The organism is Pseudosulfitobacter pseudonitzschiae (assembly GCF_900129395.1).
GTDB lineage: Bacteria > Pseudomonadota > Alphaproteobacteria > Rhodobacterales > Rhodobacteraceae > Pseudosulfitobacter > Pseudosulfitobacter pseudonitzschiae.
On record NZ_FQVP01000005.1, the window covers coordinates 118,310 to 133,283 of the forward strand.

A 14,974-nucleotide genomic window follows, 5' to 3' on the forward strand; every position below is an offset into this window, starting at 1 on the left:
ACAATCTCAAGCCCCACATTTCATGTGGGGCTTGTTTGCGTTTCAGCTGACTGTTGCGAAAAGTGAGCGCACCTGAGGGAGGCCCTGAAAGCGCGGCCGCTGGCATTAACCATCATTTAAAAAGACAGAAAACCGGCCACAGATAAAGCTGCCCCAAAGGGGGAAAGAAAGTGGCTTAAGACGCTCTGAATTTCGAAAGGCGTTGAAACAGGCCCGTACTGTTCGAACCTTTTACCAAGACGACATCGCCCGGGGCGACCTGTTCGGTCAGGAGGTTTTCCAGATCTTCCAGATCCAGACTGTTGAACCGGCCATCATGTTCAGTCGATGCGAGGCCGGCCTTGAACGCGTCGCCGACAAGATAAACGGTGTCCAAAGGCTTTTCTCTGAGCAGGTTCAGAAGCGCGACATGTTCTGCACCGCTCTCCTCGCCAAGCTCCGCCATATCCCCAAGAATGGCCACCCGTTTCCCATCGCAAGGCATCGCAAGCATTTCATCCAGCGCCGCGCGCATCGATGCCGGGTTTGCGTTATAGGAATGATCCAGAATTTTCGCGAAACCCTCTGCGACAGCCAGTTCGATAACCTGGCCGCGCCCGACATCTTTTGCAAAAGTCGTCAGATGCTCAAGCACAGGCGCGACCGGTTGGCCCAGTTCACTGACCACCGCAACCACCGCCATCGTGTTGTCGATCGCATAGCGCCCCGCGCTCAGGGTTGGCACAGTATGGTGTTCTCCGAAGACACTCAGCGTGATCTGCGATGCCGAGGGGGCCGGGGATACCGGAAAGATGTTGGCCGTGTCCGACCAACCGTAGGTTACAATTTTCAGACCCTTGTTCTTCGCGGCGGTCTCTACGATCTCGTATTCGGTCATATCCCGGTTCAGGATCGCCACGCCAGTGTCGGGCATCTGGGTAAAAATGCGCGCTTTTTTCTGTGCAATGGTGGCCGTGTCTTTGTGATAGATCAGATGCGCGGGATGGATGTTGGTGAACACGGCAATGTCCGGGCGCGCCAGTCGGGTGTTCTCTTGCATCTGTCCGATCGCCATCTCCAGAATACAGTATTCCGTATCGGTGGGGGCGCAACACAGGTTCCAGGCAAGGCCGCGCACCATATTCGCGCTGAAGCGGCTGGCGTGAACCTTGCCAACCGCGCCAAGGCAATGGGCAATCATCGACGTTACGGTGGTCTTTCCTGCGCTGCCTGTAACGCCGACAACCGGGGCAGCGAGCGACCTGCGCGCATCATGTGCCAGTGCAATCAGAGCTGCGCTCATATCGGGTACGCGTAACACGGAACCCGCTTTGACAGATGCACCTTCGTTGCGGCTCACGATGGCAAGGCGCGGAAAAATCTGGCTGTCTTCAAGCTCTTCATAACGAATTCCGAACCGGTCATCCGGATGCCGCGCAAATACGATGTCATCGGCGCGAAAGCTTGGGGCGAACGTGGAAACGCCGTTCAATTCCTGCCGGGCCGACGGTGGGTGCAGCCATTCCGACCCCGGCAGAAGGTCGGTGATATCTTGGGTTGTCCAGCGCGCCTGTCCCGGTTTTCTGACCTGCCTTCGCTTTTGCTGGTCGCAAAGGGCGATAAAGTTGTCCCGCTCTTTCAGATAGGACCGATATGCGATCAATCCTGACAGGTAGTGTTCGACATCGTCGATGCGCACCCGAAAGCCGTGATGGCGAATGAAAAAGCTTCCGGTGACAGAAGCCGGGTTTCGGAAATACATCGCGACTTCGGGAAAAAAGAACCCGTTGGTCAGATATTGCGCCCGATGTTCCATCGCCTCGCGAAACGCATGGAGATCCAGCGCGTCGATGACCGGGGTCGATGATCTGTCCTGAAGCGCGCGTTGCAGCAGCCGCCGGGTGGCACAACACAGCTCCAGCAGGGTCGGAAAGGTGGTGATCCGCTCGCGGATAAAGGGCAGGTAGTCCCGGACGTTGCGGATGCCGAAAGCGATGTACTTCGGGTCGGTGTCATGACGCGACAGTTCGTTGACGCAATAGGCCAGCCAGTGATCGTTGTACTGCCAGTAATCCTTGGCGATGAAATAATCGACGGCACGTCGGGTTGCATCCAGCCAGCGTTGATCACCGGTGGCACCGTAAAGCCGCATCAGCCCGAACGCGGCTTCTCCGTCATAATAGACCGTGCGAAACTCCTCTTTCGGGGTCAGGGTGTCCGCATCCAGAACGTGGCAAAAGCTGCCGTCCGCCCGTTGCATCGCCAAGATGCCGTTGCCCAATCGGCGGGCCAGTTCAAGCACGGTTTCGTCGCCGGTCACCTCGAAAAATTTGCAGCACGCCAGAATGGCCACGGCATTGCCGCCAAGTTTTACTTCCTTGCCCGTGTCCATGAGAAAGGCAGACGCGCCGTCCGGTCCCTTGTTGTATTTGACAAGGTTTTTCGCGATCTGCCTCAAGGACCGGTCAATGGCTTCGCGCAGATCATCGCGTTGGGACAATTCATAGGCTTCACACAGCGCATAGGTGCTGCTGGCATGGCGCAGCGTGTTGTAGTGATTGATCGGGCGGTCAAAGCAGGGATGCCTGCCATAATAAAACATGCCGTTCTCGTTCACCTGAGCGGCAAGATACCCAGCACTCTGATCTATCAGAAAATCCAGGTTGGCAGGCTGCATAAGGTCAAACACGCGCCGCCCGCCATTCGGCCCGGAGGGTTCGAGGTGGACAATTTCGCCACCGTCGCCATCACGGAACATCCCATCGGTTGAGAAGAGATGGACGGTGTCGGTATCTTTGGGGGCTTCAAATGTTTTGCCAAAACGCCTTTTCCAGTAAATCCCGAGGTTGTTGAGGTTGATTTCGCAATGCGGAACCTGCGCGCCCTGATAAAGCAGGGCGCTGCCGTTCAGTTCACCTTCGGTGATCGCATGCTGGAAATCCGCATCCAGAGACAGCCCCTTGCGGCTGTAGTTGCGTTTCACCTTCTTCAATGCGGCAATGTAGGTGGCGAAGGATACCGCCTGTACCGAGGTCGCCCAGTCCAGGCGCACATGACGTGCACCAAGCATGTGCAAGGGACCTTTTTCCTGCAACCTTTCACGCAATTCTTCCAGGGTTGAAGCCGTGATCGTTCTGACCCGCGCGCGACTGTCGCCATCCGTCGCAGACACAAAGACAACAAAGCGCGGATAGGGTGCAGGAAGAGAAGATACCCGCGCGGCGAATTCATCCAGAAATTTCGATATGGCATTGGTTTTCATATGAATTCAGCGTTCGCAGTTGGAAAATTCGTCACGTTGGGCCTGTAAACATTCATACTGCATGACCTGCGCTCGTGGAAGGTCGGGTGTTTGGATTCGTCCGTGTTGACCCGGCCGTTTGTTCCGGGGCGTTCAGGGGTGGAAATTGTCCTATCTGTTTGGAAATACAGGCGGGTTGGTTTGACCCGGTCAAGCGCCATTGGTTTCGGCAGGGTGCCTCGCGGCGATACCAGCTATTCCAGGTTCAACTGGCCCAGCTGATTTCCTGGTCAACTTCAACGGGCTGGTCCAACGTTGCATGTGCCGGTTGCTTGCCAAATCCTGCATCCTTGGATTTTCGCTAGCCTTTGAGTGAGGTTTTTCGAGTAAGCGACTGGATTCGCGACATCTTCCGTATCGTGGTCCACGGATGAGGTTTCCCCGATTGCCATCCCTTGGTTGACATTCGGCGCGAATCATAACTATTGATGTTACATGAAGCGTGACAGCCGCCTTTCCTCCGTCCTTCATGCGCTTTTGCATATGGCAGAGCATGATGGTCCCATGACCTCTGACGATCTCGCAAAATGTCTGGGCACCAATCCCGTGGTCGTCCGACGCAGCATGGGTTTCCTGCGCCAAGCCGGAATCGTGGCGTCGGACAGGGGGCACGCAGGCGGCTGGCGCATCACGGCGGACCTGTCCGTCGTCTCGTTGCGGCAACTGCATGACGCCTTGGGCGAGCCTGCGCTTTTCGCTGTTGGAAATCGCAATGAACTGCCCGAGTGCCTGGTGGAACAGACTGTTAACGCGGCGCTGGACCAAAGCTTTGCCGAAGCCGAGGCCCTGTTGCTCAAACGTTTCGGAGAGATCACCCTGGCCGACCTTGCCGCAGATTTCACATTGCGGCATGCCGCCCGGCGCAACCAGAGAGAAACCTGATGATCCATGATGTTATTGTTATCGGGGGGAGCTACGCCGGCATGGCCGCTGCCCTGCAACTCCTTCGCGCGCACAGATCGGTGCTGGTCATCGACGCGGGGCAAAGACGCAACCGGACCGCCGCCCATTCGCATGGTTTTCTTGGGCAGGATGGCGTTGATCCGGCGGTTATCGCCCGCAAGGCCCGCGACCAGCTAGAGGCATATCCGACCCTGGTCTGGACAGAGGGCGAAGCCACCGCGGTCACGGGCGCGCGCGACGGTTTCGTCGTGACATCGGCAGACGGAGGGTCGCACCAGGGGCGCCGCATCCTGTTTGCCACCGGAGTGACCGATCAATTGCCCCAGATTGCAGGTCTGGCCGAGCGGTGGGGCAGGTCTGTCTTTCACTGCCCTTATTGCCACGGGTATGAGCTGGACAAGGGGGCTATCGGCGTCATCGGCTCGGGCCCGGCTTCGGTGCATCAGGCCGAGCTTTTGACCGAGTGGGGCACCATCACGTTGCTGGCAAATGGTGTCGTGACACTGGAAAACCCCGAACGTCAGAGGCTGAAGCAAAAGGGGATCACCGTCGTCGATACGCCAATCGCTGCCGTCGAGAACGAGGCCGACGTGCGGCTGAGGGACGGCCACCTGCTTTCCTTTGCCGGTCTGTTTGTCGCCACGCGTATGTCACCGGCGAGCACGCTGCCCGCCATCATGGGCTGCACCCTTGCGGAAAATCCGATGGGGCAGATGATCGCGGTGAGTGGCTCGAAAGAGACCTCAGTGCCGGGTGTGTTTGCCTGTGGTGACGTGGCCGTGGTCCCAAGTTCCGTGTCCCTTGCCGTCGGGGATGGCGCATTGACGGGTTTGCATTTGCACCGCTCATTGGTCTGGCCCGACGCCGGAACCTGAAGGCGGTCTGTCCCGTCCGCGACCGGAACCTGCCCTTGTCGCGTGACCTGTCCCCTTGTCCGGCGATGTGGCGGGGAACTCTTAAGCCTGGAGTGGTGCGGCATGGCCCGTCTGCTGGGCCATGCGTTGCTCGGCCCTTGCAAGCGCGCGCTCGAAGACATCGCGCGCCGGTTGGGTGGCGTTAAGCCGTGGGATGATCGGATTGCCAATCGAAATATCCAGATCCAATGGATCGCCGTTGTCGTATTCGGTCCCCTTGTCATCCAGCAGGTTCTGGATTTCTGTTTCCAGGTCAGCCGAAGACATCATTCCGGTTCTGCCCCGGACAATCAAAAATGCACCGTTTCCGGCATAGGCCATCATGGCGTTCTGGGTCATCAGGGCGCTGCTGATGGCATCCGCCACTTCCCCCAGGGCATAGGCGAATTCGGCGGAAGACGTTCTTGCATGAATGGTGTCGATCCGATGGATTTTCACAGCTTCCACCTGCGATCCGGCAAGGCCCGCTTGGGACAGTTGCAACAGGTAGTTGCCCAGAGCATCATAGCTGATCAACCCGGGGAAGCCGCTGATCGTATAGCGTTGGGTCAGGCTTTGCTTTGCGTCCATGGCAAGCGGCGTCTGCGATGTATTGACACTTTGGGCGTCTCGGATCTGCTTTGCGATGCGCAGCCGCGCACCAAGTTCGGTGATATGGAAAGGCTTGTTGGCGTAATCCGTCGCCCCCGCCTTGAAGGCGCGATCCACATAGTCCCTGTCAGTCATCGAGGTCAGCATGATGATCGGGGTGTCGCGGTAGGCGGGCAGGGCGCGCACGAGAGCGCACAGTTCAATGCCGTTCATACCCGTCATCATGATATCGAACAGCAAGCAGTCGAACGGCACAGGTTCGCGCCCGATCAGATCGAACGCGTCTTCGCCGGATGATGCGGTTGTGACGTCATGAAAGCCCAGTTGCCCGGTCAATTGGGACAACAAGTCGAGTGTCAGCTGATTGTCATCGACGGCAAGAATTTTCATGGGTCCCTGACACTGTTGTGTGCGGCTTAAATATTCCGCAAGAAATGATGTGATGTGAAAATCGGTTTGGCTGTTTTCGGGTACGGGTTCCCCCACCAGGCGGGCTGTTCGACGGGGCAGAGCGCGGCTCGTCTGGTGGGACAATTGGCGGGTATTCGGTTCAGGTGCTAACGATCAGAGACTGTGCACCTCGTTTTCGGTCGCTTTGAATTTTGTGGCCTGGCGGGCTTCTGCCAGACGAATTACCCGATCAAAGGTAAACTTGACCCGCTGGGTCTTGTTGGCCGAAGGGTGGACAGGTCGACCGACCGACAGCGTGACCTTCATCTGACGCCCATCGTCGTCACGCAGGTCCATGTTGTCCAAAGCGGACTGAAGCCGGTCCTCAAGCTCGTGCCAGACCGGGGGGCGTTCTTCGGTGACGATGCCCAGAATTGTACCGTCTCCGGCATAGGCCATCAAAAGTTGCGTACGGTCCACGACCTCTGCAATTGCCTGTGCAGCAGCAGCGATGGCGCCGACAAATTCGCGGCTTGTGCCGTTGCGATACAGCGCGTCGATATCGTCGATCTTTACCGCGAAAGCCTGGCAGATCTTCAGATTGCTGCGCGACAGTTGCGACAGGTAATTGCCCAGGGAAAACGGCAGAACCAGCTGGTTGACGCCAAGAACATACACCGGATCTTCAAGTCCGAACTTGTGGATGCCGGGCAGGCCGTTCTTGGTCATGGTGTTCGGATTGAGCCGCGGCGCCTTGTCCGAGGTTTCTGTCATACGCTTGGCCACGCGCAAACGTGTGGCCATCTCTTTGATCTCGAAAGGTTTCGTGAGATAGTCGTTGGCGCCCGCTGCAAAAGCCTGTTCGATCGACACCGGGTCAGACTTCAGCGTCAGCATCAGGATCGGTGTGTTGTGATAGGCGTCCATGCTGCGGATTCGACGGCACAGGGTGATCCCGTCCATCTCTGGCATTTCGATATCCAGCAGCAGGCAATCAAACGGCGCTTCCGCTTCGGCCAGAATATCAAGCGCCTGTGGACCCGATGCCGCGACGCTTACGTCCGGAAAGTCGGTTTTCTGAAGAATGGCCGGCAGGAAATCAAGAATGAACGGATTGTCATCAACAGCAAGAATTCTCATCTTTTCGACTTTCTCATTTGGCTTTTGCCGTTTCACAGATGCGACCTGGCGCCGAGGTGTTGCGTTGATCTTCGGGATGCTCCGGTGCCTCGGCAAGTGTCGCGCGCCGTTGCAGCATCGCGTGAACAAGGATGGAAACCATCGTGGCCACGCCACCGCCCAGAACATAGGCCAGTGCCACCAGCCCAAGATGCCCGCCCAGCAAGAAGATCACTGCCGCCGACAGGTTGGCGTAGATCAGCCCGATAAACAGAAAGGCCCAGATGCCCGGACCTGGTGGCTGTTTGGTCGCGACCGGGGGCAGGGCGTATTTCATTTCGACCTGGTCTACGTCGTAGGTTACGGCGGACAATCGTTGCGGATCCGCCTTTGCGTGAGATCTGCGTCTGCGTCCCTGAGCGGTCTGGAAGGCCGCGGATGCGTCGTATCCTTCACAAGGTAAAAAGGCTGACCGGAACGTGCCGGGGGGCACGGGTGTTCCGGTCAGCCCAGTGAAATGGCCCCTCGTGTCTGCCCGGGCTGGCAGCATGAAAAAGGGACCAAATCCTCGTTTCATCTCTGGGAGTCTCCGATCAGATGTCCGGGGCGCCATTGAGGCCATCAGTCAGGCCGCCCAGCAGATCGCTGCCATCCGTCAGGCTGTCCAGCGTGCCGCCCAGCAGGTCGCCGCCGCCGAGCAGGCCACCGACCAGGCCATCGTCACCGGTCAGGCCATCCAGCAGGTCGCCACCGCCAAGGACATCACCCAAAGGTCCGTCCTCGCCCAGCAGCCCGTCCAGCAAGCCGCCCGCAGTGCCGTCTTCGCCAGTGCTGTCACCCAGCAGGCCAGTGTCGAGCAGTTCACCGACCAGGCCTTGGTCGCCTGTCACGTCGGCCAGAAGACCGTCGTTCCCGACAACATCACCCAGCAGGCCGTCCGAGCCGGTCACGTCGCCCAGCACTCCGGAATTGCCGGTGACATCACCCAGCAGGCCCTCATCGGCGATGACCGGGTCCAGAATGCCCCGTTCGGGTGCAAGCCCGCCTGTCAGCCCTTCGAGCGTGCCGGACAAGCCGTCCTCGCCGCCCAGCAGGCCGCCAGTGAGGCCGCCCAACAGGTCGCCTTCGCCGCCGAGCAGCCCACCGACCAGGCCATCTTCGCCGACGATACCATCCAGCAGATCGCCACCGCCCAGAACATCACCCAAAGGACCGTCCTCGCCGATCAGTCCGCCAAGCAGGTCGCTGTCACCCAGCAAACCACCCAGCAGGCCGTCTTCTCCGGTCAGGCCATCAAGCAGCCCGCCTGTCCCGTCTCCGCCTGTGCCGTCACCCAGCAGGCCGGTGCCGGTCAGATCACCGACCAGTCCGTCGTTGCCGCTTACGTCACCCAGCGATCCGGTGTTGCCGACAAGATCACCCAGCAGCCCGTCAGAGCCGGTGATATCGCCCAAGATACCATTGTTGCCGGTGATATCGCCCAGCAGGCCGGTGTCCGAGACGATCCCGTCAAGAATACCGGTTTCTCCATCGACGCCATCGCCAAGCACCGGTTGTCCCAGCAGGTCCTCGGTAAGATCACCAAGCGGCGAGTCCTCACCCACCAGGTCACCGAGCAGGCCGTCAGACCCCGTCACGTCACCCAGCAGCCCATCGTTTCCGGTCAGGTCCCCGAGGAGCCCGTCATCAGAGATGATGGGGTCCAAGAGGCCTTGGGTGTCGGTATCCGTCGGATCGGTGGGATCTGTTGGGTCCGTCGGATCTGTTGGGTCGGTTGGGTCGGTTGGGTCAGTCGGATCTGTTGGGTCGGTTGGGTCAGTCGGATCCGTTGGATCTGTTGGGTCAGTCGGATCCGTTGGATCTGTTGGGTCCGTCGGATCTGTTGGATCTGTGGGGTCCGTTGGATCTGTGGGGTCCGTTGGATCTGTCGGATCGGTTGGATCTGTTGGGTCCGTCGGATCTGTTGGATCTGTTGGGTCCGTCGGATCGGTCGGGTCCGTCGGATCAGTTGGGTCCGTCGGATCAGTTGGATCAGTTGGGTCCGTCGGATCAACAGGGTCGTCGTCACCACCACCTGCTGCGCCAAGCAGTCCCAGGCCTCCGACCACGGCAGCCGCGATTACGCCGGCATCATCCATGGTGCCGCCTACGCCCGCTTCACCGGCAATCTCGGTGCCGTCAGCCATCACCAGGCTGTGCAGCGAACCATCCGCGGTGGGCACATAGTAATCGAGGACAGTGATTACATCGCCATTCTTGAGCGTGATGAACAGGTCATCGCCCTTGCGGGCATAGTTGGCAACGTCTGCTTGGTTGGCATCGATTTTGATACCAATTTCCGCGCCGGCCTGGATGGTTGTGTTTGCCATGTCTGAACTCCTGATGGTGGTGCGCTGCAAACCACGCATATGCTAAAGTATGTTAATAAACCTTAAGTATGTAAAACCATACCAAAGGTGTATCTGTCAACGCTTCTGGTTGTTTGGCGATGGGATGAAATTAACCGGAGCTTGCAGGGTATGATGCCTGAATTGTTCGGTAAGAATATGTATTTAAAAGGAAATACTTCGAAAAAGTGAAAAGCCCCGCCAGGCGGCGGGGCTTTTGCTATTGGCTAAGAATTGGAAATTGTCTGTTCACACCCCGTCCAGCGTCGATGTGAGGCAGGAAAGCAGACCATCGTCCCCGGTCAGCCCGCCCAACAGGTCACCGCCAAGCAGGCCGCCCGTCAGCCCCCCAAGCAAGCCGCCCGATGTGCCATCTTCGCCGGTACCATCGCCCAGCAGGCCGGTGCCGGTCAGATCGCCAACCAGGCCTTCATCGCCTGTCACGTCGGCCAGAAGACCATCGTTCCCGACGACATCACCCAGCAAGCCATCCGAGCCTGTCACATCACCCAGGATGCCGTGGTTGCCGGTGACGTCACCCAACAGGCCCTCATCGGCGATGACCGGGTCCAGCAAGCCATCTTCGGCTCCGAGTGTGTCCAGCAGCCCGCCAGTCAGGCCGCCGAGCAGATCGTCTTCACCACCCAGCAAGCCGCCGGTCAGACCGCCGAGCAGATCGTCCTCACCACCGAGCAAGCCGCCGGTCAGACCGCCGAGCAGATCGTCCTCACCACCGAGCAAGCCGCCGGTCAAACCGCCGAGCAGACCGTCCTCGCCACCCAGCAAACCGCCGGTCAGTCCACCCAACAGGTCGTCCTCGCCACCCAGCAAGCCACCGGTCAGCCCGCCGAGCAGACCGTCCTCACCACCGAGCAGGCCACCAGTCAGACCGTCGAGCAGACCATCCTCGCCACCAAGCAAGCCACCGGTCAGCCCGCCCAACAGGTCGCCTTCACCGCCAAGCAATCCGCCGGTCAACCCGTCGAGCAAGCCGCCCGCCAGTCCGTCTTCACCGGAGCCATCGCCCAGAAGGCCAACACCTGTCAGATCGCCGACCAAGCCATCTGCGCCTGTCACGTCGCCCAGCAGGCCGTCGTCGCCGATCAGATCACCGGCCAGACCATCCGAACCTGTGATGTCGCCCAGAATGCCCGAGTTGCCAGTGATGTCGCCCAGCAGCCCGCCATCGGCAACCAGCGGATCAAGGAGGCCGGTGTCTGCACCAAGCCCGCCCAGCAAGCCTTCGACCGTGCCCGACAGGCCACCCAGCAAGCCGTCGTCGCCGCCCAGGACGCCATCCAGAAGGCCGCCGCCGCTGCCCAGAAGTCCGCCAACGACACCGTCTTCGCCGAGCAAGCCACCGACAATGCCTTCATCGCCGAGAATCCCATCGGTCAGCCCGGTGCTGCCCAGCAGGCCGCCCACGACACCCTGATCGCCCAGAACACCGTCAAGAACACCTTCGACAGTTTCCAGAACGCCGTCCACAGCGCTGCCTTCTCCCAGCAGGCCATCGGTCAGGCCAGTGCTGCCGAGCACGCCACCCAGCAGGCCATCCTCGGACACCAGGCCTCCGGTCAGGCTGCCCGAACCATCGCTGTCACCCAGCAGGCCAGTGCCCAACAGGCCACTGACCAAACCATCTGAACCAGTCACATCCCCCAACAGCCCGTCTTCGCCGACGAGTTGGCCCAAAAGACCGTCCGAGCCTGTCACCGCGCCCAAAAGCCCGTCGTTGCCAGTCAGATCGCCCAGCAAGCCTTCGTCTGCCAGAACGGGGTCAAGCAGTCCCTCGACGGCTGGTTCCGTTGGATCGGTCGGCTCTGTGGGGTCAGTCGGTTCCGTGGGGTCAGTCGGCTCTGTGGGATCAGTAGGCTCCGTCGGCTCGGTTGGGTCCGTCGGCTCTGTGGGATCGTCATCGCCACCATTGGCGGCCACCAGGCCGGTTGCGAGAGCGGCGAGACCTGCGCCGATTTCTTCCATATTCATGCCAAGGCCTGCGACTTCTTCGGTTTCGTCTGCAATCCCTTCGACACCACTGAAGCTTCCGTCAGAGAACATCAGCTTGTGTGCTGCGCCACCGGCTGCGCGATCGTAGAAATCAGTGACCGTGATGCTTTGGCCATTGGTCAGTTCGACAACCAGATTGTCCCCGGATTTTACGTAGCGAGCGACGTCAGCCTTTGTGGCGGGTATGGTTACGTTCGCTGCCGCCCCAGCTTGGATTTTTGTGGTAGCCATCTCAACATCCTCTGTGCGGAAGATCGCACTATCTAAAGTTTGTGTTTACATACTTAATAGAACAAACACATACTAAAGTTGCAGTCAATACGACTCACGTGTTGAGGGCGCCGCTTTTGCAGAATGTGGCACCCGATTGTTTTCTAACCATATAATAATGGCGCTCCGTGGTGCCGTAGTTGACAGGCGGGAGATTGGAATACAGGGTTTTATATAAGGAAAATACCCTCTTAAGGTGTATTCAGACCTGAAAATGTGTGCGTTCGGGAAACGATCCGAACTGGGAGAGCGCAATGACACGAAAAGCAGATCTTTCGAAAGACGCGACCGCGGTACGGCCCGTTCTTCAGGCTATTGCGCGTCTGATCTCGACAGACCGGCGCGCTGTGATTCTCGCAACGGACAAGGCCGAGGTGTTGTTGTCCAACGCCCCCGCCACACGGGTCGGGATGGACACCGAAGGGTTGAGCGCGGCATTTGACTGGCCAGCTTTGTGTGCACGTGCCCGTCGCGCAGGCAGCATCGCGGTTTCAAAAAACTTTCGGAACACCGAGCTTGAGGGCGAGCTGGTTTATGTGCCCCTGGGGGCAGCGGACAGTTTCATGCTGCGTTTGGCCGAGACGGACCAGGAGGCGGCGGTGTTGCGCAACCGCACCCGCACGGCGACGCTGCTTCGTGTCTCGCATGACCTCAGAACCCCGATCCAATCCTTGCTGGCCGCAACCGACGCAATGCTGAATTCGAAAGATACCGGCACCGCCGATACGCGCCGTGACCAAATGCAGCGGTCGGCGCAACTGGCGCTGAGCCATATCGACAATGTCATCAAGGTGATCCGGGGCGAACTGACAACTGCCGAAATCCAGTCGGACGAGGATTTCAGCCTCGCGGAAGAGGTGCGGGCGACATTGGATATGATCCGGCCCATTGCGGGCACACGCGGCACCTCAGTGGCGTTGACGATTGATCCGCCCGCCGAGGAACGGGTGAACGGTCCGGTGCGGTTTGTCAGGGCGCTGTTGCAGAACATGTTCGACAATTCGGTCAAACATGGCGGGACAAAGGTCGAGGTGCGCGTCACCAGCGAAAGTGCTGCGGAAACGGCCGCCAATCGAAACATCATGGTCGAAGTGAGCGATCTGGGCGGGGGGCTGCCCGACGCACAAAAGGCACGGCTGATGCGTGCCATTGATCTGGCGGACATCTCACTGGCGCGGCAGTCCGGCGCGGCAACCGGACCGGCAGAGGGGCGGCCATCTGCAGGGCTGAACGTGCTGGCCTATGCATTGAGCCAGCTTGGCGGGACGCTGGAAGTGTTCGACCGCGGCGAGGACGGAGAAGCGATTGCAGAAGGTTCGACTGCCAAGGTGGCGGGCACGATCCTGCGGGCGCGGTTCGATCTGGCGGTGGCAGAGGCGGCCGCGCATCCGGCTACGACACCGCACCCTGTCGCTGTCGACAGCCAGCTTTTGCGCGGCATTGGCGTGCTGGTGGTCGAGGACAGTCCCTCCAGCCGCGATTGGGTCGTCCATTGTCTGCGCGCTGCGGGTGCCCAGGTGGTGGCGGTTGAAAACGGCCTGCGTGCACTGGAGACGCTTCAAGGTCCCGATGCGGTTGAAAACATCGACTTGCTGCTGACCGATATGACTTTGCCCTACATCAACGGTCTCGAACTGGTGCAGCGGCTTATCGCACAGCAAACTTCGGGTGCGCTGGCCTGGCGCGGCAAGATCCTGGGCCTTTCTGCCCATATAGATGATGACCTGCGGAAGGCCTGCCTGAAGCTGGGGATGGCGCAACTGCTGGAAAAGCCCATCCGAAGCGTGGACCTGTGCCGTTCGGTTCAGGATGTGGTGCGCGCGTCGTCCTGCGATATCGCGCCCTTGCCGGATCAGAAGGCAGCGGGCGGTGCGGATTGTTCGCGCGCGGACCCGTTGGCCGAAAGCATGGTCAAAGAGCTTGTCGCACAGCTGGGTCTGGACACCGCACGCGGCTTTATGCTGCGGGCGCGATCCGAAGCGCAGGCGGTGTTCGAAGATATCCTGCATCAGGGCATGCATGCAGACACGGGCCGTATGCTGCATGCGGCGACAGGTGCGTGTGGACTGACAGGGCTGAAGCTGTTGGAGCGCAGTTTGCGCGAACTGGAAATTCTGGCAAAGGCGTCAAAACCGATTTCCGAGAGGCAACTTGGCGATCTGAAGGCGACGCTGGCCGCAACCGGGAGGGCGATTGAACACTTGGGCTGAGGCTTGACGTCATCTTGTCGATGTCACTTCACCTACACTTGGAATTCACCTATGAACTAGAAACCCAGGCAAACACTCAGGACTGTGAAGGTCTTGCGGGTGATCCGGAGGAACCAGATTGGGGCCCCGATTGTTCGCAAAGCTGTGCAAAAGCCTTACCAAGCTGAAATGGACCTTATGAATACCTCAAAACCCGAAATTCTAAGAGTTCTCATCGCAGACGATCATGCCATGATTTTGGAGATGTTCGAACAATTCTTGTCCGGGCTCCCCGATTTTGAGGCACAGACAGCGCCGGATCTCGACTCCGCATTGGCGCAGATCGACAACGCCGGTGGGTTCGATCTGGTATTGGTAGATCTGGATATGCCCGGAATGAACGGCGTTGCCGGGCTGGCCAAGGCGATTGAACGCAATGGCGGCAAGCCGGTTGGTATCATCACCAGCAACCCGACGCCTCATGTGGTCTCCGAAACTCTGGCGATGGGGGGGGCGGGTATCGTTCTCAAGACGGAATCCCTGAACAACCTCACGAATGAAATCCGCTTTATGGCGAACGGTGGTCGCTATGTCCCCGTCGAACTGATCGACCGTCAACGGGTCAGCAAGCCGCGCGAAAGCAACGGCGCGTCTTTGTCAGAGAGGGAAATGACCGTGCTGGCGCTGTTGGCCGAAGGCAAACCAAACCGCGAGATCGGCACCGACCTTGGGCTGGCCGAAGCCACGGTCAAGATGCATGTCAAATCCATCTGCTCGAAGCTGGGGGCCAACAACCGCACCCAAGCGGTGATTGTGGCGCGCGATCACGGCCTGTTCTGAATACCCCCGCATCGGTCCGCAGGCCTACAGACCCGAGTTGCATCCCTAAGTATGGGTGATGTAGGCTGATTGCCACGGGCC

Annotated in this window: 10 protein-coding genes; 4 read left to right on the forward strand and 6 right to left on the reverse strand. The window is 59.4% G+C overall.

All coding sequences use genetic code 11. The features are described 5' to 3' along the window. Positions 1 to 175: 175 nt before the first annotated feature. Positions 176 to 3,049: a UDP-N-acetylmuramoyl-tripeptide--D-alanyl-D-alanine ligase gene (locus BUC08_RS15160; protein ID WP_037926383.1), complete on the reverse strand. Its 2,874-nt coding sequence runs from the start codon at positions 3,047 to 3,049 to the stop codon at positions 176 to 178. Positions 3,050 to 3,715: 666 nt separating this feature from the next. Here BUC08_RS15160 and BUC08_RS15165 point away from each other — a divergent pair. Both BUC08_RS15165 and BUC08_RS15170 read left to right on the forward strand, forming a co-directional pair. Continuing rightward, positions 3,716 to 4,162: an RrF2 family transcriptional regulator gene (locus BUC08_RS15165; protein WP_037926003.1), complete on the forward strand. Its 447-nt coding sequence runs from the start codon at positions 3,716 to 3,718 to the stop codon at positions 4,160 to 4,162. After that, the gene (locus BUC08_RS15170) at positions 4,162 to 5,058 is read left to right on the forward strand and encodes an NAD(P)/FAD-dependent oxidoreductase (RefSeq protein ID WP_037926001.1); all 897 of its coding nucleotides are present in this window, start codon (positions 4,162 to 4,164) and stop codon (positions 5,056 to 5,058) included. Before BUC08_RS15165 ends, BUC08_RS15170 begins: the two co-directional genes overlap by 1 nt. An 81-nt stretch (positions 5,059 to 5,139) precedes the next feature. Here the strand turns inward: BUC08_RS15170 and BUC08_RS15175 are convergent, their stop codons facing one another. The 5 genes from BUC08_RS15175 to BUC08_RS15200 all read right to left on the reverse strand — a co-directional run bounded on the left by BUC08_RS15175 (position 5,140) and on the right by BUC08_RS15200 (position 11,825). Then, positions 5,140 to 6,222: a response regulator gene (locus tag BUC08_RS15175; protein WP_143186757.1), complete on the reverse strand. Its 1,083-nt coding sequence runs from the start codon at positions 6,220 to 6,222 to the stop codon at positions 5,140 to 5,142. A gap of 30 nt (positions 6,223 to 6,252) precedes the next feature. After that, positions 6,253 to 7,218 (reverse strand): response regulator, encoded by a 966-nt coding sequence (locus BUC08_RS15180; RefSeq protein ID WP_051694289.1) that lies wholly within the window; start codon positions 7,216 to 7,218, stop codon positions 6,253 to 6,255. Positions 7,219 to 7,231: 13 nt separating this feature from the next. Then, a complete protein-coding gene (locus BUC08_RS24635; RefSeq protein WP_037925998.1) occupies positions 7,232 to 7,570 on the reverse strand; it encodes a hypothetical protein in 339 nt (112 codons plus the stop codon). A 220-nt stretch (positions 7,571 to 7,790) separates the two neighbouring features. Then, positions 7,791 to 9,566 carry a BapA/Bap/LapF family prefix-like domain-containing protein gene (locus BUC08_RS24960; RefSeq protein ID WP_051694287.1) on the reverse strand — a complete coding sequence of 592 codons (1,776 nt, stop codon included), beginning with the start codon at positions 9,564 to 9,566 and terminating at the stop codon, positions 7,791 to 7,793. Between the two features lie 267 nt (positions 9,567 to 9,833). Further along, positions 9,834 to 11,825, reverse strand: a complete 1,992-nt coding sequence (locus tag BUC08_RS15200) for a BapA/Bap/LapF family prefix-like domain-containing protein (protein ID WP_051694285.1) — start codon at positions 11,823 to 11,825, stop codon at positions 9,834 to 9,836. A 293-nt stretch (positions 11,826 to 12,118) separates the two neighbouring features. Here BUC08_RS15200 and BUC08_RS15205 point away from each other — a divergent pair, with 293 nt between their 5' ends. Both BUC08_RS15205 and BUC08_RS15210 read left to right on the forward strand, forming a co-directional pair. Next, positions 12,119 to 14,074, forward strand: a complete 1,956-nt coding sequence (locus tag BUC08_RS15205) for a hybrid sensor histidine kinase/response regulator (RefSeq protein ID WP_051694282.1) — start codon at positions 12,119 to 12,121, stop codon at positions 14,072 to 14,074. A gap of 99 nt (positions 14,075 to 14,173) precedes the next feature. Then, a complete protein-coding gene (locus tag BUC08_RS15210) occupies positions 14,174 to 14,893 on the forward strand; it encodes a response regulator transcription factor (RefSeq protein ID WP_318173672.1) in 720 nt (239 codons plus the stop codon). The last annotated feature ends 81 nt before the right edge of the window (positions 14,894 to 14,974 follow it).

Excerpts from the sequence above, each read along its gene's own strand:
- BUC08_RS15160 (WP_037926383.1), bottom strand. The coding sequence starts at position 3,049 with ATGCTTGGTGCACGTCATGTGCGCCTGGACTGGGCGACCTCGGTACAG.
- BUC08_RS15165 (WP_037926003.1), top strand. The coding sequence starts at position 3,716 with ATGAAGCGTGACAGCCGCCTTTCCTCCGTCCTTCATGCGCTTTTGCAT.
- BUC08_RS15170 (WP_037926001.1), top strand. The coding sequence starts at position 4,162 with ATGATCCATGATGTTATTGTTATCGGGGGGAGCTACGCCGGCATGGCC.
- BUC08_RS15180 (WP_051694289.1), bottom strand. The coding sequence starts at position 7,218 with ATGAGAATTCTTGCTGTTGATGACAATCCGTTCATTCTTGATTTCCTG.
- BUC08_RS24960 (WP_051694287.1), bottom strand. The coding sequence starts at position 9,566 with ATGGCAAACACAACCATCCAGGCCGGCGCGGAAATTGGTATCAAAATC.
- BUC08_RS15200 (WP_051694285.1), bottom strand. The coding sequence starts at position 11,825 with ATGGCTACCACAAAAATCCAAGCTGGGGCGGCAGCGAACGTAACCATA.
- BUC08_RS15205 (WP_051694282.1), top strand. The coding sequence starts at position 12,119 with ATGACACGAAAAGCAGATCTTTCGAAAGACGCGACCGCGGTACGGCCC.